Origin of the sequence: Corynebacterium sp. HMSC078H07 (assembly GCF_001812805.1) — a bacterium.
Lineage (GTDB): Bacteria > Actinomycetota > Actinomycetes > Mycobacteriales > Mycobacteriaceae > Corynebacterium.
In genome coordinates, this window is record NZ_KV810515.1 from 23,129 (window position 1) to 41,326 (window position 18,198).

Annotated in this window: 19 protein-coding genes; 10 read left to right on the top strand and 9 right to left on the bottom strand. The window is 60.7% G+C overall.

What is annotated here, in order from left to right; translation table 11 throughout:
• Nucleotides 1-10 precede the first annotated feature (10 nt).
• Both sepH and HMPREF2875_RS11165 read left to right on the top strand, forming a co-directional pair.
• Nucleotides 11-1,213, top strand: a complete 1,203-nt coding sequence (sepH, locus tag HMPREF2875_RS11160; protein WP_070673178.1) for a septation protein SepH — start codon at nucleotides 11-13, stop codon at nucleotides 1,211-1,213.
• Between the two features lie 16 nt (nucleotides 1,214-1,229).
• On the top strand, nucleotides 1,230-2,060 hold the full coding sequence (locus HMPREF2875_RS11165; protein WP_070673180.1) for a DUF6928 family protein: 831 nt from the start codon (nucleotides 1,230-1,232) through the stop codon (nucleotides 2,058-2,060).
• On the opposite strand, the gene HMPREF2875_RS11170 is transcribed toward HMPREF2875_RS11165, so the two are convergent.
• The 3 genes from HMPREF2875_RS11170 to HMPREF2875_RS11180 form a co-directional block, all read right to left on the bottom strand.
• Complete coding sequence (locus HMPREF2875_RS11170; RefSeq protein ID WP_070673182.1) at nucleotides 2,012-2,833, bottom strand: TrmH family RNA methyltransferase; 822 nt, start codon at nucleotides 2,831-2,833, stop codon at nucleotides 2,012-2,014. The two genes, HMPREF2875_RS11165 and HMPREF2875_RS11170, sit on opposite strands and share 49 nt — an antisense overlap.
• A 38-nt stretch (nucleotides 2,834-2,871) precedes the next feature.
• Nucleotides 2,872-4,275: an NCS2 family permease gene (locus tag HMPREF2875_RS11175; RefSeq protein WP_070673184.1), complete on the bottom strand. Its 1,404-nt coding sequence runs from the start codon at nucleotides 4,273-4,275 to the stop codon at nucleotides 2,872-2,874.
• 124 nt (nucleotides 4,276-4,399) lie between these two features.
• A complete protein-coding gene (locus HMPREF2875_RS11180) occupies nucleotides 4,400-5,029 on the bottom strand; it encodes a DUF3027 domain-containing protein (RefSeq protein ID WP_295805759.1) in 630 nt (209 codons plus the stop codon).
• A 56-nt stretch (nucleotides 5,030-5,085) separates the two neighbouring features.
• Here HMPREF2875_RS11180 and HMPREF2875_RS11185 point away from each other — a divergent pair, with 56 nt between their 5' ends.
• Together HMPREF2875_RS11185 and HMPREF2875_RS11190 are read left to right on the top strand one after the other, a co-directional pair.
• Nucleotides 5,086-5,952, top strand: a complete 867-nt coding sequence (locus tag HMPREF2875_RS11185; protein WP_070673186.1) for a glutaminyl-peptide cyclotransferase — start codon at nucleotides 5,086-5,088, stop codon at nucleotides 5,950-5,952.
• Between the two features lie 11 nt (nucleotides 5,953-5,963).
• On the top strand, nucleotides 5,964-6,563 hold the full coding sequence (locus HMPREF2875_RS11190; protein WP_070673188.1) for a DUF2771 domain-containing protein: 600 nt from the start codon (nucleotides 5,964-5,966) through the stop codon (nucleotides 6,561-6,563).
• A 120-nt stretch (nucleotides 6,564-6,683) separates the two neighbouring features.
• On the opposite strand, the gene HMPREF2875_RS11195 is transcribed toward HMPREF2875_RS11190, so the two are convergent.
• Nucleotides 6,684-7,064 (bottom strand): cold-shock protein, encoded by a 381-nt coding sequence (locus tag HMPREF2875_RS11195; RefSeq protein ID WP_039674441.1) that lies wholly within the window; start codon nucleotides 7,062-7,064, stop codon nucleotides 6,684-6,686.
• 530 nt (nucleotides 7,065-7,594) lie between these two features.
• Here HMPREF2875_RS11195 and HMPREF2875_RS11200 point away from each other — a divergent pair.
• Nucleotides 7,595-8,281 carry a resuscitation-promoting factor Rpf1 domain-containing protein gene (locus HMPREF2875_RS11200; protein ID WP_070673190.1) on the top strand — a complete coding sequence of 229 codons (687 nt, stop codon included), beginning with the start codon at nucleotides 7,595-7,597 and terminating at the stop codon, nucleotides 8,279-8,281.
• An 85-nt stretch (nucleotides 8,282-8,366) separates the two neighbouring features.
• Here HMPREF2875_RS11200 and HMPREF2875_RS11205 read toward each other — a convergent pair whose 3' ends face one another.
• On the bottom strand, nucleotides 8,367-9,365 hold the full coding sequence (locus HMPREF2875_RS11205) for a hypothetical protein (protein ID WP_070673192.1): 999 nt from the start codon (nucleotides 9,363-9,365) through the stop codon (nucleotides 8,367-8,369).
• A 67-nt stretch (nucleotides 9,366-9,432) separates the two neighbouring features.
• Here HMPREF2875_RS11205 and HMPREF2875_RS11210 point away from each other — a divergent pair, with 67 nt between their 5' ends.
• Nucleotides 9,433-10,035 (top strand): TetR/AcrR family transcriptional regulator, encoded by a 603-nt coding sequence (locus HMPREF2875_RS11210; RefSeq protein WP_246817102.1) that lies wholly within the window; start codon nucleotides 9,433-9,435, stop codon nucleotides 10,033-10,035.
• 115 nt (nucleotides 10,036-10,150) lie between these two features.
• Here HMPREF2875_RS11210 and HMPREF2875_RS11215 read toward each other — a convergent pair whose 3' ends face one another.
• From HMPREF2875_RS11215 to HMPREF2875_RS11225, 3 genes are all read right to left on the bottom strand, one after another.
• Nucleotides 10,151-10,336, bottom strand: a complete 186-nt coding sequence (locus tag HMPREF2875_RS11215; RefSeq protein ID WP_042529958.1) for a hypothetical protein — start codon at nucleotides 10,334-10,336, stop codon at nucleotides 10,151-10,153.
• A 201-nt stretch (nucleotides 10,337-10,537) separates the two neighbouring features.
• Nucleotides 10,538-11,674 carry an MFS transporter gene (locus HMPREF2875_RS11220; protein ID WP_070673196.1) on the bottom strand — a complete coding sequence of 379 codons (1,137 nt, stop codon included), beginning with the start codon at nucleotides 11,672-11,674 and terminating at the stop codon, nucleotides 10,538-10,540.
• Entirely contained in the window at nucleotides 11,671-12,096 is a 426-nt protein-coding gene (locus HMPREF2875_RS11225; RefSeq protein ID WP_370552135.1) for an ArsR/SmtB family transcription factor, read from the bottom strand. The genes HMPREF2875_RS11220 and HMPREF2875_RS11225 overlap by 4 nt, the downstream gene beginning before the upstream one ends.
• Before the next feature lie 74 nt (nucleotides 12,097-12,170).
• Between HMPREF2875_RS11225 and HMPREF2875_RS11230 the strand changes: the two genes are divergently transcribed.
• The 4 genes from HMPREF2875_RS11230 to HMPREF2875_RS11245 are packed head-to-tail and all read left to right on the top strand — an operon-like array spanning nucleotide 12,171 to nucleotide 17,715.
• A complete protein-coding gene (locus HMPREF2875_RS11230; RefSeq protein ID WP_070673211.1) occupies nucleotides 12,171-14,273 on the top strand; it encodes a helicase-associated domain-containing protein in 2,103 nt (700 codons plus the stop codon).
• 30 nt (nucleotides 14,274-14,303) lie between these two features.
• A complete protein-coding gene (locus tag HMPREF2875_RS11235) occupies nucleotides 14,304-15,941 on the top strand; it encodes a DNA repair helicase XPB (protein ID WP_070673200.1) in 1,638 nt (545 codons plus the stop codon).
• Between the two features lie 4 nt (nucleotides 15,942-15,945).
• On the top strand, nucleotides 15,946-16,584 hold the full coding sequence (locus tag HMPREF2875_RS11240; RefSeq protein ID WP_070673202.1) for a DUF3239 domain-containing protein: 639 nt from the start codon (nucleotides 15,946-15,948) through the stop codon (nucleotides 16,582-16,584).
• Nucleotides 16,585-17,715, top strand: a complete 1,131-nt coding sequence (locus tag HMPREF2875_RS11245; protein ID WP_070673204.1) for an aminotransferase class I/II-fold pyridoxal phosphate-dependent enzyme — start codon at nucleotides 16,585-16,587, stop codon at nucleotides 17,713-17,715.
• Between the two features lie 228 nt (nucleotides 17,716-17,943).
• Here the strand turns inward: HMPREF2875_RS11245 and HMPREF2875_RS14100 are convergent, their stop codons facing one another.
• Nucleotides 17,944-18,066: a hypothetical protein gene (locus tag HMPREF2875_RS14100; RefSeq protein ID WP_256389716.1), complete on the bottom strand. Its 123-nt coding sequence runs from the start codon at nucleotides 18,064-18,066 to the stop codon at nucleotides 17,944-17,946.
• Nucleotides 18,067-18,198: the final 132 nt, after the last annotated feature.

Genomic DNA, 18,198 nt, shown 5'->3' on the forward strand with positions numbered 1-18,198 from the left:
GAGCGCCACCATGCGCGAGATTTTCCTCGCACCCAGCGACTCAACTGACACCTCGCTCGTCCTTCGAGCAGAGGATGGCGAGGAGTTCTTCCTCGAAGTCACCGACGAGCTTCGTGAGCTGCTCGCGCCTGCTAGGTCTACCAGCGCCGCAGACTCCCCTGAGTCCGCTGATGCCGCAGCAGACCAGGACGCGAATCAATCCACTACCGAGGCTGAGGCGGATAATGCCGAGGCGCAGGCATCCACTCAGGAGCACTCCACTGGCCTGCACACGGTCATGCCCTCCTCGTACAAACCCCAGGAAGCGGATAACTCATCTGCTTCTTCGCAGCCCATCAGTCTGCGCCCCAACGAGATTCAGGCACGCATTCGCGCGGGTGCCTCCGCTGCCGACATCGCAGAAGAGCTCGGCGTCCCGGAATCCCGTATCGAGCCTTTTGCCCACCCGGTGTTGCTGGAAAGGGCGCGGATTGCGGACGTCGCCAAGCAAGCCCACCCCATCCGCGAAGATGGACCGGCCAAGCTGACCTTGTGGGAAATCCTCGCCACGGCCTTCGCCGCGCGCGGACATTCCCTCTCCGAGTCCACGTGGGATGCCTACCGCCACCAGGGCGAGCCGTGGATTCTGCGCATCACCTGGAAGGCTGGACTGTCCTCCAATGAGGCGGAGTGGACCTTTAAGCAGACCATGACCTCCCCGGCTACCGTGGAGGCGCGCAACTCCGTAGCCGCGGATTTGACCGATCCTGACTTCGTGCAGCCAGTTCGCTCACTGACCTCGGTGGGACGCGGCGAGCGCTACGACGAAGCCATTGATGGCCGCGAACAGTACGCAGAGCGCGACGATATTGAGTCTGCTCGCGCCGGTGACCCGGGCGTGACGGATTTGTCTGTGTATTCCGGCAGTGCTTCTGATGCCGAGTCCGAGGATCACTATGCGGAGCCTTCAGTGCTGCCGTCACCGCGTGGCGGCGAGGAGCCAGGTGCGGATGCCGAGGATGATGCTTCACGCGGCACGAGCGAGAAGGATGCTCCAGCAGCGGCAGCAGAACCTGACGCCGCGCAGGACAAGGACTCCGCCGTGGACGAGGACTTTCTGCAGAATCCTGACCCGGAGCCAAAACCGACGAAGCGCCGCCGCAAGGCTGTCACCCCGCACTGGGAGGATGTTCTGCTCGGCGTTCGTGCTAACACGAAGCGCCCCCGCGAGTAAATTCAGGTAACACACCGTGGACACCCAAAGCGCCGTTCTCACTCTCTGGTACGTCACTGCGTCCGACCCCGCTGAGGTCCTGCGCAGTGAGCCTAAGGCCGACCGCGGCTTCGGCCGAAAATTTCTCGCACAGCTCAACCCGGCACTCCCTGTCACTCCTATTGGGCAATTCCCGCTCAACCGCTCCGCCGAACCCGGCACGAGCGAGTTCTACATCGGCGGCTACCCCGGCGTGACCGTGGTGCAGACCATCATCCGTGATGACCAGCTCACCCTCTCGCAGCTCTCCCGCTCATTGCGCGAGGCCGTGCCGGCCCACGAAATTTATGCCTTCGCCTCCAACAAGGACACCGGCTATGCAGGATTTGCCCACTGGACGGGCGCGCGCCTGCGCCGTTCCCTGTGCGGAACGCGCTTCAACCTGTATGAGGATCACGGCCTGCCGGAGATCTTTGAAGCGCCCTACTGGGCCGGTGAAAAGAATGAGCCGGTCGGCGGCATCGCGCTGCCCTTCGAGCCGCAGAGCATTACCGAAGCCGCCCAGGCCTACTGGCTCGGCATCGAGGTCGGAGCAGATGGCCCCGACGTGGACGTGGTGGGCTATGCCACCGATGGCCGCCCCGAGCCGAAAGTGGATACCCCTCCCCCGCGGCGCAGCGTGGCTGAGGTGGCGACAACCTCCGTGGCGAAGCTGGGGCTTAATGACTATGACGATTACGAGGAGCACGACCTCGAGCCGGAATCCACCGGTGAGGAAATCGTGCGCACCGCCAAGCATCTGGGCGGGCTCGTGCGCCGCTACGCGGTCTCGACGTCCCGAACTCTCTGGGAGCGCTGGCGCTCATAGAAGGCAATGGCCGCCGACGTTGCCACGTTGAGGGAATCGGTCCCCTCCGCCATGGGGATGCGGGCACGCACGTCCGTAGCCTTCATCGCATGTTCGGTCAGGCCCGGGCCTTCCGCACCGACGAGCAGTGCTACTTTCTCAGCGCCTTCAAGGGCCTCAGCAATGTGGACGGCGTCTGGGTGCGGCGTCAGCGAGACGAGTTTAAAGCCCTTCTCGCGCAGTTTTTCCAGCCCACGCTGCCACGTGGTGAAGCCACCGTCGAAACGAGCCCAAGGCAGTCGCAGCACGTGCCCCATGGACACGCGCACTGAGCGGCGGTAGAGCGGGTCCGCGGCCCCGGAGCCGAGCAGGATACCGTCAACCTCCATGCCGGCAGCATTGCGGAAGAGCGAGCCGATATTCTCATGGTCGCCCACGCCTTCCATGATGGCAAGCGTGCGGGCGCCGTCGATGACCTCGTCCACGCTCCATGCTTCTGCGCGGTCGGCAGCAGCCACCAGGCCGCGGTGCATATCGAATCCGGTGACTTCCCCCAAGGTGTGGCGGGTGACCTGATAGACGGGGATATCGCCTACATCGTGCGATTCCAGAAACGTATCGAGTTTTGCCTCAAAACCAATGATGCAACGCACCGGAAAGCGCGAGGCCAGCAGGCGCTCCACGCACAAGGGGCCTTCACCAAAGACGAAACCCTCGCCGGATTTATCCGCGTGTTTCAAATCGCGGATATCGTCCAAGCGAGGGTCTGCAGGGTCATCGATGATAAAACGCATGAGGCCCAGTTTAGCGCTGGGCTAGCGCGGATCGGCCCTTAGGCCAGCGCTGCGGTAATCGGCCCCATAGCGAAGTAGACCACGAAAAGCGCGGCAACCAGCCACATGATCCAGTGAACCTTCTTGGCCTTACCAGCAAAGGTAGCCATGAGTGCATATGCAATGAAGCCCACACCGATACCGTTGGCAATGGAGTAGGTAAAGGGCATAACCACGATGGTCAGGAAGGCCGGGATGGCCTCCTCCATGCGGGTCCAGGCAATGTCTTTGAGCTGTGCGGCCATCATGACGCCCACGATGACGAGAACCGGCGCAGCCGCCTCAATCGGCACAATTTCATAGAGCGGGGTAAGGAACATGGCCAGCAGGAAGATCACACCGGTGACCACGTTGGCGAGGCCTGTCCGGGCACCATCACCAATACCGGCAGCGGAATCCGCAAAGACGGTGTTGGAAGACACTGAACCGGCACCACCGGCCACGGCACCCACGCCTTCCACAACCAGCGCGGTCTTCATGTCCGGCAGGTTGCCGTTCTCATCGACGAGGTTGGCCTGCTTGCCCAGACCGTTCATGGTGCCCATGGCATCGAAGAAGTTGGTAAGCAGCAGCGTGAAGATGAGTAGCACGGTGGAAACCACGCCGAGCCTGGTGAACGCACCAATGGGATCCACCTGGCCCACAATCGACAAGTCCGGAATGCCGCCGAGGGAGCTCGGGATTTCCGGCGTCGCCATGCCCCAGCCCTCACTACCAGTGAGAGCCTGGATAATCATGGCGATGATGGTGGTGATGACGATGCCAATGAAGAGGCCACCGCGCACCTGACGAATGACAAAGAAGCCGGAGAGAATCAGGCCCACAATGAAGACGAAGGCCGGCCAGGTGGAAATGGAGCCGTTAACGCCGAGGCCCACCGGAACAGTCGTCATCGCCGCATCCGGAACACGGGTGACAAAGTGGCCGTCCACGAATCCGATGAGCGCAATGAACATGCCGATACCGACACCCATCGCCGCCTTCATGGAGGCAGGAATGGCGTCAAAGACGGCCTGGCGGAAACCAGAGATAGCCAGTAGGACAATGATGATGCCTTCAATAACAACAAGGCCCATGGCCTCACGCCACTCCAGCCCGTTGAGAGACACCATGGTCACGGCCACGAAGGTATTCATGCCCAGGCCCGCCGCCATGGCGAACGGATAGCGGGCGATAACGCCGAAGGCAATGGTCATGACACCGGCCACGAAAGCGGTAGCGGCAGCCACCCGGGGGATGCCGAGGGTAGTGCCGGCGGAGTCTTCCGAGGTGCCTAGGATGAGAGGGTTGAGGAGAATGATGTAGGCCATCGCAAAGAACGAGACCACACCGGCACGCACCTCGGTGCCGATAGTGGAGCCACGTTCCGTGACCTTGAAATAGCGATCGATAGCTGCGTTCATCGTGAGAGAGCGCCCCTTCTATCTAGAGAAATGAAGTTTTACCTGCTAAGGGTGCTCCACCTGACCACTAAAACGCAAAACCCGCCCGCTACATCATCGCTGCGAGCGGGAGGTGACGAGCGCTTTAAAAGATTGGTTTCTCGTCGTCGAAGGGCCTTTCCTGCTCAGATCCCTCTTCACGGATGGTCGTACCCGAATGCGCACCACATCCATAAGTGGCGTGCACCACTTTGCCGTCCGCAGAGTATTCATTGGCACACACGCCAAAATTGGGTAGAAGCTTCAAAAAGAAAGCGCAGGTTTTGCACTGCAGCTGCGCCTGCGCGGCCATCTCCGAATTCGGCCCGTACTTCTTACGCCAGCGCTCCTTAGCCTCCTTGAGGCCAGTCTCAGAAAGCTCACCGTCTGCAAGGCGGTCATCGTCAAGCGCGGGCGGCATCAGGTCCCCCGGGCCAAGGTCACCTGGGCGCAGCCGCTCGGAATAGGGCACCCACTCCGGGGCCTGAAGGGCCTGACCTCCAGGGACCAGGGCTACCTCGTTGACCGTCGGCGTGCGCGACCCTTCAGCGCAGGCGACCACTGCATGCCACTCCCAGCCGGGGTAGCCAGGAACGTGCGCCTCAAAGCGGTGGGTAGCCACGTTACGGCCCACTCCGGCGACACCGCGGTGCTTGCCGACGTCCCCCTCACCCACCTCTTCCACAGCCCGGCGCGCTAGGTCGACTGCGGCGGAATCGAGGAGCGGGGAATGCATCTTTTTCTTGCGAGTCACCCTCCCATTATCCATCACGGCCGTCACCATAGTGCACAATGACAGACATGCCGCTCTCTTCCCGCATCTGCACGCCCCGCCTTGTTGCCGCTGTACTCTCCGCAACGGCCCTTCTCGCATCCCTCTCCTCCTGCTCGTCGAGCCCCGAAGGCGAGGAGACTGCGCCGAGTACGCATGCCATCTCCCAGGATGCTTCTGCTAGCGCGTCTAAGGCCGAACGCCTAGGGGTAACTGTCCTCGACACCGTCCCGCTTCTCCCCCACACCTTTACCCAGGGTTTGGAAGTAGACCCTGATGGCAACCTACTCATCGGCACCGGCCTCTACGGCAAATCCACACTACTGCGCGTGCGGCCGGGATCGCTCAACCCGTTGGAAGAGATTGCACTGAACAACTCCCACTTCGGCGAGGGCATTACCCAAACCGATGCCGGTATTTGGCAGCTGACATGGAAATCCGGCACGGCCATACTGCGCGATTCCACCACGTTTGCTGAGCTCAACCACGCCGAGTACGACGGCGAAGGATGGGGCCTGTGCAACGCAGGTTCCGAGCTAATCATGTCTGATGGCTCCTCCGAGTTGCGCCACCTCGACCCTGAGAACTTTGAGGAACGTGGCTCCCGCACCACGGTTACCTTGGAAGGTTCTCCCGTGGACAACCTCAATGAGCTCGAATGCGTTGACGGGCAGGTCTATGCCAATGTGTGGATGAGCGAGGACATCCTGCGCATTGATCCTAAGACCGGCGAGGTCACCGCAGTGATCGACACCGCTAACCTCAACCACCGCCCCTATGACGACCCCAATGCTGTGCTCAACGGCATTGCCCATATCCCAGGTACGGACGAGTTTTGGATCACCGGCAAGCTCTGGGATGACTTGTACCGGGTGCGCTTCGAGTAGGATTCTCAGCCATGGCAACCGTGAAGCAAGCAAGGAAGAAGTCACTGCTGCAGTTTCTGGCGCTCATTATCGCCGTGGCGGTGATCGTCGTGGCGGTAGTGCTATTCCAGAAATGGTGGAATGACCGCCCCGGTCCCGAGCCGCAGGACGTCACCATCACGGCCTCGGTGGGTGATGAGACCGTGGAGGTCTCGCCGTACAGTATCTGCGAGCCCGGAACCGAATGCCAGGAAGGCGAAGTTCCTAACCTCACGGTGGGGCCAGATGACACCCTCAAGCTGGAAATCCCTGAGGCCATATACAACCACGAGTGGTCCGTGCTTTCGATTTACGATGCCCCAGCGGCCAATGACAGCACCTCTCACGGCGCCAACGACACCACCTCGTTGGAGATCCCTGGCTCCGTCGACCCCATCGAGGTCTCCACGGGCGAGCGCCCACAGCTGATGGTGGTGGAGATTTCCACCCTCATGATTGGCCACGATGCCAACGGCGAGGAAACCCCGATGCACACCGTGTGGTCCCTCTCCACGATGACCGAGGAGCAGCTCAAGGAATCCAAGGCCACCGGTGATGCAGAGACACCCGCAGAAGCTCCTAAAGACAAGTAGCCGCGCTGCAGCATACCCTTCCGAACAAACAAAAGTGCCCTAACTGCCAAAAGTAGGACTGATCATTCAAAAATCAGCCAGACTTTCGTCAGTTAGGGCACTTTTCAAGACTTTAAGCCCCTAGCTATCCAAGTCCTTAGCAATAGCGCGCAGAATCTCCGCCACCTGGCGGCCCGTCTTACGCTCTGGGTAACGGCCCTGGCTTAAGACCGGCTGGACCTGGGTCTCGAGCAACGTCATGACGTCGGAAAGCATGCTCGACAGCTCCTCCGGCTTGCGGGCCGGGGTGCGACGGCGCGGCGCATCGAGCACTTTGACGCGCAGGGCCTGCGGGCCGCGGCGACCAGCGGCGAAATCGAACTCGATGCGCTGGCCCTGGAATAGCTCATCAACGCCCTTAGGCAGCACGTTGCGGCCCACGTAAACGTCTTCATCGCCGGGGTTGCTCACAAAGCCGAAACCCTTGTCGGCGTCATACCACTTCACTTTGCCGATAGGCATGGTTCTTCACTCACTTTCTTTCCGTCTCTCCTCTATAGAAGTTTAGGCGCTGCCGGGGGCACGTAACCCATGAGCGTTCGACTCCCGGAAGAGGAGGCGCGGCGAAGCTCGGTTGAGGTTTGTCAGGCCGCGCGCGGGAACTGTCCGGTGGAACTAATAAAGAGATTCATTCTAACCCCTGGCGCCCCCACCGAAGAAACCTACGGTATGTATCGACCCAACCACGACACCCGTTACAGGTGTGACATACCTAACATTAAGCTTGCGAGCTGGGGAAACAGGCTTATATCACGACTCTTGTTACCGTTTTGAGTCATTTAACGTGACTGATTCGTTATAAACCGCTACTGTTTCCCTCAGGCACTTCGGCCGCCGGCCGTGGAAGTCTCGCCCCAGACACAGTCCGGGCTTCCACACAGCGGCCAACAATGATGTGCATGAAAATGAACATCTTTCACATAAACATTTGCCGGACTGGGCACTATCTGGGCGCGAGAAAGCAAGAGACAACCTAGAGAAGGAATACTTTAATGGGACGCCACTCCGCTAAGAACAAGTCCATCGCAACCAAGTTCGCCGCTTCCACCGTTGCCGTGGGTGCTGCTGCAGCCATCATGGCTCCGAACGCTGCCGCTGCCCCGGATTCTGATTGGGACCGCCTCGCACAGTGCGAGTCCGGCGGTAACTGGGCTATCAACACCGGCAACGGCTACCACGGCGGTCTGCAGTTCAACGCTCAGACCTGGCAGGCATACGGCGGCGGCGAGTTCGCTCCGACCGCTAACCTGGCTACCCGCGAGCAGCAGATCGCTGTTGCTGAGCGCACCCTGGCACAGCAGGGCTGGGGCGCATGGCCGGCTTGCTCCGCAAGCCTGGGCCTGAACTCCGCTCCGACCCCGCGCAACGTCAGCGCTGCTCCGGCACCGGCCGCAACCCCGGCTCCGGCTAAGGAAGAGACCGCTCCGAAGGCTCCGGCCGACGCACCGGAGGTCGTGAAGGAAGCTGCCGAGGAGCAGCCGACCGACGAGCTGGCCGTTGATGCTCTCTACACCTTGGTTGAGGACACCGCTACCCAGTACGGCCTGACCATCCCGGCATCCTTCACCGAGCAGTACAAGGCTAACCGCCACGACTACGATGCGTTCTACTCCGCAAACCGCCACGTCATCGACCCGCTGGCACAGTTCCTGACCATCATCGCCGCTCAGGAGTCCTAAAAAGACTTAGCGCTCACAACAGCGCAGACAGCGAAAGGGGGCCGACCGGACATTATCCGGTCGGCCCCCTTTCACGTTCCTTTATTTACTCAGTCACCTCTGCAACCACAGGCTTCGGCTTGGAACGGTCAAAGACCAACAGCACCAGTCCGACCACAATCCACAGCGCTAGTATCCACCACGCGCTGCCGCTTCCCTGGCCGTCAAAGAAGGACAGCGAACGAACGAGAAAGCCCGTTGCGCCAATCGGCATCCACTGTCCCAGCGTTGCCCACCCCGCAGGCAAGAGCCACGGTCCGGTTGCCAGACCGGAGAGAGGGTTCGACAGGAAGATGGTCAGGATCGCTCCGACACCAATACCCACAGTGCCAATGAGGCCCGCAAGCCCTGCGGTAAACAGGGACGTTGCAAGAATTCCCGCTGCAATCGCCGCCCACTCAGCAAAAAAGCTCCCACTCAGAGTTCCGTACACCGAGTGCAGCATCCACGTGGCAACCAGCGCGCCCAGCACGGCAATTCCGCACAGCACTCCCAGTTTTGCCCACTTCTTACCACAGAACCCAAAGGTCGCAATCACAGCGGAAATGACACCACCAAATGCCAGCGGCAATCCAAGCAGCGCAATTCCACTTGCTTGCGGGTCATCGGCAGTCGTGGGCGCTATATCTTCCTTTTCCACGGACATACCCTGGGCCTCAAGCTGGCTCGCAATGCCGTCGATCAGCGCTACATAGGGGGCACCATTTCCGGAGGCCGTAAACGCCTTCGCTCCCTCTGGTGCAAGGACCAATCCGCCCACGGCCTCACGGTTGAGAACCGCGTCACGTACTTCTTCTTCGCCGTGCTTGACGACGATCTCCGGCGCATCCTCTCCCGCGCCTTCTTCAATTTTCTGCACAATACTGTCCTGCATGGGCTCCGGCGCAGACAGCGCGATCGGGACGCCCGCGGGCCCCGACGCGAAGGTTGGCGCCAAGAAGGCCCACAGCATAAGCCCAATGACAATGGGAATTCCAACGATCGCTGCCATCGACTTCGCAGCCACAGACGGCTTTTTCTTTTCCTGAGGTATCGCGTTTGGCATTTTCCACTCTCCAAATGGATCACAGTGCTTCACTTACAAAGTGGAGCGTAGTGTTCCATTTGCTATGATGCAACTTGTGAGACAAGACGCAACAGAAAACAAGCAAGCCATTGTTGCCGCAGCGCGGCAACTGCTCATTAGCGAAGGACCAGGCGTGTCCATGCGCGCAATCGCTAAGAAGGCCGGCGTGGGCGTCGCCACAGTCTCACGCCACTTCCCCGAGCGGCTTTCCCTCATTGACGCTGTCAGTGGCGCGGAAGTAGCACGAATCAAGGAAGAAATCGACAGCCACCTACAGAGCTTTGACGAAAACCCAGAGGGCACGTGGCGCGACACCATTCATCGCATCGCCGGCCTTAACTTCGCCGCGGTTGTTCAGGCAGCGGCAGCCGAGGTGAATACGGCCACGTTCTCAGATGAGGACGTGCAGAAGATCGTCACTCATCGCACCACAGAACTTGAGTCGATTTACCAGTCCATTCTCGAGCCCGCTCAACGCGCACACCTCTACCCCAAGTCGCTCACCCCACTCGAACTTCACATCGGCATCGGCCTCATCACCCGCCCACTGCCCGGCGCGCCAATGAACGCCGAGTACCTGTCGGGATTGCAGGCCAGGCTCATCGATACATTGCTCGATGGATTCAAGGCCCAAGCCCGTGCCGTTTAGGTACGGCACAAACACGTATAGCCCCACCGAGGAGAACATTCTCGGAGGGGCTTACTAGGCCGCGTAAAGCGCGGCCACATCATATGCCGGGGGTGCGTAGCAACCGCGCGCCCGCTTAGCGGTTAATGCGAGTGTACGGGTGAACGTAGTTCAGCTTCTCTGCCGGCATCGGCAGAATCAGATCGTCACCGAAAGGGCTGGATGCGCCAGCAAACGGTGCGGAGATCTCAGTAATGGCGTGCTCGCGGGGGCTGTTCTTTGGCCAAGCCGGGGAAATGTGGCCTTTGTTCTCGTTCGACATGCCTCCCATTATTCCAAACCCTGCGGCAAAAAGTAACTCAACTCAGCAACGAGTGCCCCAACCCTCCCCCATCAAGAAATGACTCTCGTTGCAACGCCTTCATCGGCCCCCGAAACCAAGCCCCGACCGTGGCACCGTAAGCGTTGAACTGCTTGATCGCTCGAATCAGCCTCCGCCCCCACGGCGTTGAGATGCATATATCTACGCCTTGAAACCCATGCGCTGTCGAACAAGCTGGCAGAGCAGTGCGAACACGGCTACGGCCGAAGCGGAACCACACAGAACAGTCGGCGCCACATGCGCAGCGACTAACAGTGAACCGATGGTCGCCCCCAGTGCCGAGCCCAGGTAGTTGGCCGAAGCATTCGCAGCCACAGCCGTAGCACCATCGGTAGGATTCGCCTGAAGGAGCACATGCTGCTGAGGCGCGAGAGACGCCCAACCACACAACCCCCAAATGAACAAACTAACCACCAGTATTCCTGGAATCTCACTTTGAGTCATACCGGCAAGTGCACATGCAAGGGCAGCAAGAATGACAGCACTCAAGCGAAGGGGGTCACACCTGTCCACGAGCCACCCGATTCCTAATGCCCCAACCGCCCCGCCGAGACCCCACATCCAAATCGCCATGTTCTGGTGCGATGCGAGACTTCCCGCGGAAAGTACGACAGCCAGGTAGGTGTAGAGACCCAGAGAAGCGACGCCTGTCAGTAGAGTCACGGTGACTGTAAGTAGATTTTTTGGACGCGTTATGGACCGCAGCCGTTCAGCGGGGACTGAGGCTGGAATTGCTGGCAATTCCCCGCCACGTAGCGCGATGCCTGCCAGCGCTGCACCACCGATGACCACGATCAACAACATCGCGGCGCGCCAGCCGCATCGCTGCGCCAGCGCCAAACCGACAGGGACTCCGAACACGGTGCCGACCGCCAATCCGGCAAGCACCAGCGCCACAGCGCGCCCTCGACGTTCCTGTCCCGCGAGTTCGGCGGCGACTGCGGACGACAGCGGCGAGTAAACACCTGCTGCTGCGCCAGCCACCACACGAGCGACCAGAAAGAACCCCACTGTAGGCGAAAGCGCCGTAGCCAAGTTCGCCACAGTAAATACCAGCAAGGAAGCGAGAAGGCTGCCCCGTGACTTCTGCCCAGCTCGTCCTGCCAGTAAGGGCCCCACGATCGCGTAGGAGCCCGTGAAAGCCGCAACACCCAGTCCGACCGTGGCTTCCTTAGCATCAAGAGATTCTGCGATGAAAGGCAGGAGACCCGCTACAACGTATGCATCCAGGCCGAGCGCTACGCTACCTAGCACGAATGGCCATAGCCGATGCATCATGGCTTATCCACCCCGCAATCTGCGTTGGCGATTGCCGTTGCAAGCACTCCCGGAAATAGCTGGTCCAGGTCTTCTCGCCGCAACCGGATCAAACACGCGCGACCCGCACTCCGAGTCCACGTCACCCCTGCCTCCCGCAACATGCGTGTGTGATACGTCAGCGTCGACCGGGGCAGATCGTCCGCCAGCTCCAGACTGTCATGTTCCTCCCCGTCTGCCAGCCGTCGGATCATTTCCAGCCGCGTCGGGTCACTCAAGGCGGCAAACACCCCAACCAAAGTGATTTCGTCGGTACTCGGATGGCGGTAAACGCGAGGTGACATCAAGCCTCCAGAGATTGTGCAGCAATTCTTGCACAATAACCGTACAAGAATTACTGCACAATCACAATGGCCTGCTAGCGCCTCAATCAACGTCCACATCGGTGCAGTGCTCTCCGGAGCCTCAGACCGGTCCCGTCTTGCCGTTCATCGAAGCACTAAGCTTGGGGTCCATCATGACCTCTCCTAAAAGCCGTGCCCGCATCACCGACAGCTACCGCGAGTGGCTCAGCCAGCTGCCCGAGGAGGACCTGCGGGCGCTGTTGGCGCGCCGCAGCGATGTCGTGGCACCGACGCCGGAGAATTTCGATACATTGGCCACCCGTCTAACGCTGCCCATGTACGTGGTGGATGCACTGTCCGCGAGCAACGCAGAACAGCTCGCGGCCTTGGAGGACATTGCACAGCGCGGCGGCGAGGTGGGCATGGTGGAGGACACCAATCCGATTGTCACGCAGCAGCTCAAAGAGCTCGGGCTGGTCTTCGGCAATGCCCCGCAGGTACGCATCGTCACCGCAGTGATGGGCTCGCTTCCTACCGGCTGGTCGCTGCTCAACCAAGAAAGCTTCGAAGCAGAGGACATCGAAGCGCTCAGCAAGGACGAGCGCCGCCTCCTTGAGACCTTGGCCGCCGGCGAGGGCGTGGGATACACCACTGACACTGAGCCGGATATCAACTCTGATGACCCCACCAAGCGGCTCCTAGCCAAGGGCTTTCTTGAGCGCATCAATGCGCACTCAATGCGCCTTCCGCGAGCACTTGCCCGCACACTTGCCGGGGATGCCACCCCACCTATTCCCACCACGCCGTCAGGACGCGCCGGCACCCCGGAGCCGGATTCAAAGGCGGATGAGGCCGGAGCAGCCGCCGGCCTGGGGGTGGTGCGTAACATGGAGCAGCTCATCGAGATTCTCGGTGCTCATCCAGTGCCATTGCTCAAGGACTCCTCCGTAGGCGTGCGCTCGCTTACCCAGCTGGCGAAGGAGCTGGACCTAGATAAAGAGGACGTCGCGCAGCTTATCGGCTTGGGTTATCACGCGCGGCTGCTCTACCGCGGCGAGCCTGACGGCCTCGAGGGTCATTTTCTGGCCCCCACCACCGGCTCCCAGGAGTGGCTCGAGGCTGACCTCGGGGAAAAGTGGCGCATTCTGCTGGAGGCCTGGCGCGATTCACCATGGGCGAGCTGGGAAGGCACCCGCGCGTTGGAGGAGGATACCCACGTGCGCCGCCTCCGCCATTTCCGAAAATTCATTCTCGACGTCTATGCGCACTCTGCCGTCGCACTCACCGAGGAGGAATTCTGGGAAGACCTATGTTTCCGCTCCCCGCTTTTTGCCAGCCATACCCGCAACCGCACCATTGAGAAGCTGCGCGCCGAGGCCGAATGGATTGGTGCGGTCGCTCTGGGCAAGGCCACGCAGGTGCTTATCGACGCCTCCACCGCCGCCCACCTCGTCCCCGATACCGTCTCCGAGTTCATCATCCAGCAAGACCTCACCGTCCTCGTGCCGGGGCCGCTAGAACCCGCCACGCACCGCACGTTGGCCTCGCTGGCGGACCTCGAATCGCCAGGTCTGGCCAGCGTGTACCGCATCAGCGAATCCACCATTCGCCGCGGTATGGACCATGGACTCACCGCGGAGGAAATGACGGACTTCCTTAAAAAGCATTCACCCACGGGCGTGCCACAGGCGCTCCAGTTCGCCATCGGAGACGTCGCCAAGCGCCACGGCACCCTCCGCACCGGACCCGCACTGTCATATTTACGCAGCGAGGACCCTGCGCTGCTCGAGCTCGCTGTTGCCTCCGTTCCGGGGCTGCGCCTGCTCGCGCCCACCGTGGCGGTCTCGCAGCTGCGCGTCGGCGAGCTGCTGGAGAAGCTCCGCAACAAGGGCCTTTCTCCCTCCCCAGAGGATGAATCCGGCGCCTCGCTTACTGCTGCCCCGGAACCCTACCTTCTGCCTACGCCGCGCAAGCAGACACGCGCGCACGAACCGTTCTCGGTGGACCAGGCCGTGCAGACGTTGAAAAAGTCTGCACAGAACCCTGCCTCGAAGGACGAGGAAGAACCGGATCCCCTCACTCTGGCCCGTGCGGCCGCCCGTTTCCACGCTGATATCGTGATTTCCTACGCCGATAAGGGCGGCAGCATCCGTACCGTCACAGTGAAGCCGCTGTCTGTCGAAGGCGGCTACATCGATGCCCTCGGTGCAGAGGGCAAGCCGGTGCGATTCCCCGTGCACCGCATTTCCACCGTCCGCTTCGCCAGCGACGATTAAAACCGACCAGAAAGGACTCGTTCCCACACTATGTCCGGACCGCTCATTGTTCAGTCGGATAAGACAGTCCTGCTGGAGGTCGATCACCCGCAGGCCAGTCAGGCCCGAGCAGCGCTTGCGCCTTTTGCTGAGCTGGAGCGCGCGCCAGAACACATCCACACCTACCGGATTACCCCGCTGGCCTTGTGGAATGCGCGCGCCGCCGGCCATGATGCGGAGCAAGTTGTCGATGTATTGGAGAACTTCTCCCGTTTCCCAGTCCCGCAGGCACTGCTTATCGACGTCGCCGAGACCATGTCACGTTACGGCCGCGTCCGGCTGCTTGCCCACCCGGCCTACGGCCTCATCCTCGAATCGGACGAACCCGCTATTCTGGAAGAGCTCACGCGCCACAAGAAGGTGGGCGAGCTTTTGGGCCAACGCATCGATGACAACTCCATCGCCGTGCCGCCTTCTGCGCGCGGTCGGTTAAAACAAGAGCTTCTCAAAGCCAAGTGGCCGGCAGATGACCGCGCCGGCTACGTCGATGGCGAATCCCATCCCATAGCTCTGAGCACGGAGGAAGTGGACTGGCAGCTTCGCGATTATCAGCAGTACGCCGCCGAGTCCTTCTGGGCCGGCGGCTCCGGCATCGTGGTTCTGCCGTGCGGTGCGGGCAAAACCATCGTCGGCGCAGCCGCCATGGCCAAGGCCCAGGCCACCACCCTCATCCTCGTCACCAACACCGTGGCTGGGCGCCAGTGGCGCGATGAGCTGCTGCGCCGTACCAGTCTCACCCCGAATGAGATCGGTGAGTATTCCGGCGAGAAGAAAGAAATCAAACCTATTACCATCGCCACCTACCAGGTGGTCACCCGCAAGACTAAAGGTGAATACCGAGCGCTCGAGCTCTTCGACTCCCGGGACTGGGGCCTTATCATCTACGACGAGGTCCACCTGCTCCCCGCCCCGGTCTTCCGCATGACCTCCGACCTCCAATCGCGCCGCCGCCTAGGGCTTACCGCTACCCTCGTACGCGAGGATGGCCGCGAAGGTGACGTCTTTTCCCTCATCGGGCCCAAACGCTATGACGCGCCGTGGAAGGAGCTGGAAACCGCCGGCTATATCGCCACCGCAGACTGCGTTGAGGTGCGCGTGGACATGACGCAGGAAGAGCGCATGCTCTATGCCACAGCAGAGTCGCGGGATAGGTACAGAATTGCGGCGTCGGCAAGCGCGAAGCTCCACACCGTGGACACTCTGCTCAAGAAACATAAAGGCCAGCAAGCGCTCATCATCGGCGCCTACGTGGATCAGCTTGAGGAACTAGGCCAGCACTTAGACGCGCCCGTCATCGATGGCAAGACCTCGACCGCCAAACGCGAGAAACTCTTCCAACAATTCCGCGAAGGCGAACTCACCACGCTCGTCGTCTCCAAAGTGGCGAACTTTTCCATCGACCTGCCGGAAGCCGCCCTCGCTATCCAGGTCTCCGGAACTTTCGGCTCCCGCCAGGAGGAGGCCCAACGCCTGGGCCGCCTGCTGCGGCCCAAAAAGGACGGCCAAGAAGCGACGTTTTACACGCTCGTGGCCCGCGAATCCCTTGATGCGGAGTACGCCATGCACCGCCAGCGCTTTTTGGCGGAACAAGGCTATGCCTACCGGCTGGTGGACGCAGTAGACTTGTGACCTAATGAAGATTTTCAAGTTTGATGTCCACGAGGACTTTGCCAAGCAGAACAACGAGCTCCTGCGTGATTCTTCACGCCTGCGCAATTCCGGTCTCATCATGGGGCTGCTGCTCATCATTGGCGGCATTGCGCTCTATTTCGGGATCGACGCCACCTGGCGCATCACCGTAGGCCTAGGCATGGTGCTCTTTGGTATTTTCTGCGCCGTTATTGGTGTGCTGGCCTCCCGTCAGATCGGTTCGGCGCAAAAGCTCTATGACTCCTACCCTCTCGCACCCGCGGTGGTAGCGGAGGTCAATGAGCGTGACATGGTGCTTCTGGCCCTGGTAAACACCAACGTCGACCCCAAGCTCCCCCCGCGCTGGGGCGCCTGCCTGCGTACCGTTAGCAACATTCCCGGCATCAAACGCATGGTCGGCACCAAGGTTCCGGTTGCGGCCGTCTCAGGCCAGCGCAGCTCCAGCGACAAGGAGCACTGGCAGCAGATCACGCCGATGCCCATTGCGTGGGGCACCCCGGACGCTGAGACCGTTACCGTGGCACGCAAGGCCATCCCTGAAGATCAGTGGCAACGTCTCGAACGCGCCCGCAAGCGGCTTTCCGATATCAAGGCCACGAAGTACGATCTTCTGGTGCTCTAAATGACTGTTCACAGGCTTGAAGAATTCGGCGAGACTATCTTCGCCACCATGACCGCACTCGCCGTGGAGAATGATGCGGTGAATCTAGGCCAGGGTTTCCCCGATAGCGACGGCCCGCAGCGCATGCTGGCGATTGCCCAGGAGAATATCGCCGGCGGCAACAACCAATACGCTCCTCTGCGCGGTGTACCGGAGCTAGTCAGCGCCATTGCCGAAACCTACACCGTGCCACAGGAGCACGTCGTGGTCACCGCGGGTGCGACCGAGGCCATCACAGCCACGGTGCTGGGCTTGGTGGAGCCGGGCCAGGAAGTTATCGTCCTCGAGCCCTATTACGACGCGTACATCGCTGCCGTCGCGCTTGCCGACGCCGCCCGCATCCCCGTCCCCCTCAAAGCCTCCGGCAATAGCTGGGACATTGACGTCGACGCCGTGCGTGCCGCTATCACGGACAAGACCGCCATGGTCATCATCAATACCCCGCACAACCCGACCGGCTCAGTCTTTTCCCGCGAAGCACTTACCGAACTCGCCGAGCTCTGCGTGGAGAAGGACCTCATCGTCTTGGACGATGAAGTCTACGAGAACCTCACCTTCGGCAACGCCGAGCACGTTAGCATTGCCTCCCTGCCGGGGATGGCCTCTCGCACCGTTACGGTGTCTTCTGCGGCCAAATCCTTCAACTGCACTGGATGGAAGACCGGCTGGGCCGTTGCGGAACCTAAGCTTCTCGACGGCGTCATCAAAGCCAAGCAGTTCACCACCTTCGTCTCCACCACGCCATTCCAGCCCGCCGTGGCCCATGCTCTACGTTATGAACAAGAGTGGCTGGACGGCATGGTGGATGAGCTTGCCCAGTGCCGCAGCATCCTCGTGGAAGGCCTCAAGCAGCTTGATTTCCACGTGCATGACACCGGCGGCACCTACTACGTGGTTGCCGACGTCTCCTCCACCGGCATGACCAGCGTGGACTTCTGCATGCAGCTGCCTGTAACCAAAGGTGTTGCCGCCATCCCGCTGGCCGCCTTCACGGACAACCCCGAGCCATGGAAGTACAAGGTGCGCTTCGCCTTCTGCAAGCGTCCTGAGGTGATACGGGAAGCCGTGCGCCGCCTAACTGCAGAGTCCTAGGCATACGGGCCTAACCCCGGGAAAGTAGACACATCGTGGGTCAGGCCAGACAAAGTTGTAGCGTGGATCTGGACCAGCATTGCGTTTGTTGTCCCGTCTACGCCGAATAGCGCGCTATTCGGCAGGGCGAAGGCGATCCTTCGCCCACTTTTCGGCCTCTTCAGTCGCAGCGGTAGACGCGTCCAAAGCGTTCACGATGCTCAGTTGCTGGCCACCATCAAGACGATCCTACTGCTCGTTCAAGGCCGCGACGATGATCGCCTGGGTGTGCTCGCCACTACTTAAGGTTGCATCGTCAGGATCATAAACAGGCACACCGTGAGTAGCGAGTAGATCATTGATTGGTTTCATGGGTATCAGTTTTTCCTTAGTGGTGGACGCGCATGCGCAAGCACTAGAAAATATTTTTTATAAGTGCTTTTTTAAACAGGATGCTGCATCGGTCGTCGCGTGCACGCTGACCCCAATCTGAGTGTTCCCGAT

What these genes read in the sequence shown, in the direction of transcription:
- HMPREF2875_RS11240 (WP_070673202.1), top strand. Translation starts at nt 15,946, where the DNA reads ATGAAGATTTTCAAGTTTGATGTCCACGAGGACTTTGCCAAGCAGAAC.
- HMPREF2875_RS11235 (WP_070673200.1), top strand. Translation starts at nt 14,304, where the DNA reads ATGTCCGGACCGCTCATTGTTCAGTCGGATAAGACAGTCCTGCTGGAG.
- HMPREF2875_RS11170 (WP_070673182.1), bottom strand. Translation starts at nt 2,833, where the DNA reads ATGCGTTTTATCATCGATGACCCTGCAGACCCTCGCTTGGACGATATC.
- HMPREF2875_RS11245 (WP_070673204.1), top strand. Translation starts at nt 16,585, where the DNA reads ATGACTGTTCACAGGCTTGAAGAATTCGGCGAGACTATCTTCGCCACC.
- HMPREF2875_RS14100 (WP_256389716.1), bottom strand. Translation starts at nt 18,066, where the DNA reads ATGAAACCAATCAATGATCTACTCGCTACTCACGGTGTGCCTGTTTAT.
- HMPREF2875_RS11210 (WP_246817102.1), top strand. Translation starts at nt 9,433, where the DNA reads ATGCAACTTGTGAGACAAGACGCAACAGAAAACAAGCAAGCCATTGTT.
- HMPREF2875_RS11180 (WP_295805759.1), bottom strand. Translation starts at nt 5,029, where the DNA reads ATGCATTCCCCGCTCCTCGATTCCGCCGCAGTCGACCTAGCGCGCCGG.
- HMPREF2875_RS11175 (WP_070673184.1), bottom strand. Translation starts at nt 4,275, where the DNA reads ATGAACGCAGCTATCGATCGCTATTTCAAGGTCACGGAACGTGGCTCC.
- sepH (WP_070673178.1), top strand. Translation starts at nt 11, where the DNA reads ATGCGCGAGATTTTCCTCGCACCCAGCGACTCAACTGACACCTCGCTC.
- HMPREF2875_RS11185 (WP_070673186.1), top strand. Translation starts at nt 5,086, where the DNA reads ATGACAGACATGCCGCTCTCTTCCCGCATCTGCACGCCCCGCCTTGTT.
- HMPREF2875_RS11195 (WP_039674441.1), bottom strand. Translation starts at nt 7,064, where the DNA reads ATGCCTATCGGCAAAGTGAAGTGGTATGACGCCGACAAGGGTTTCGGC.
- HMPREF2875_RS11230 (WP_070673211.1), top strand. Translation starts at nt 12,171, where the DNA reads ATGACCTCTCCTAAAAGCCGTGCCCGCATCACCGACAGCTACCGCGAG.
- HMPREF2875_RS11190 (WP_070673188.1), top strand. Translation starts at nt 5,964, where the DNA reads ATGGCAACCGTGAAGCAAGCAAGGAAGAAGTCACTGCTGCAGTTTCTG.
- HMPREF2875_RS11205 (WP_070673192.1), bottom strand. Translation starts at nt 9,365, where the DNA reads ATGCCAAACGCGATACCTCAGGAAAAGAAAAAGCCGTCTGTGGCTGCG.
- HMPREF2875_RS11220 (WP_070673196.1), bottom strand. Translation starts at nt 11,674, where the DNA reads ATGATGCATCGGCTATGGCCATTCGTGCTAGGTAGCGTAGCGCTCGGC.
- HMPREF2875_RS11225 (WP_370552135.1), bottom strand. Translation starts at nt 12,096, where the DNA reads ATGTGGACGTTGATTGAGGCGCTAGCAGGCCATTGTGATTGTGCAGTA.
- HMPREF2875_RS11200 (WP_070673190.1), top strand. Translation starts at nt 7,595, where the DNA reads ATGGGACGCCACTCCGCTAAGAACAAGTCCATCGCAACCAAGTTCGCC.
- HMPREF2875_RS11215 (WP_042529958.1), bottom strand. Translation starts at nt 10,336, where the DNA reads ATGTCGAACGAGAACAAAGGCCACATTTCCCCGGCTTGGCCAAAGAAC.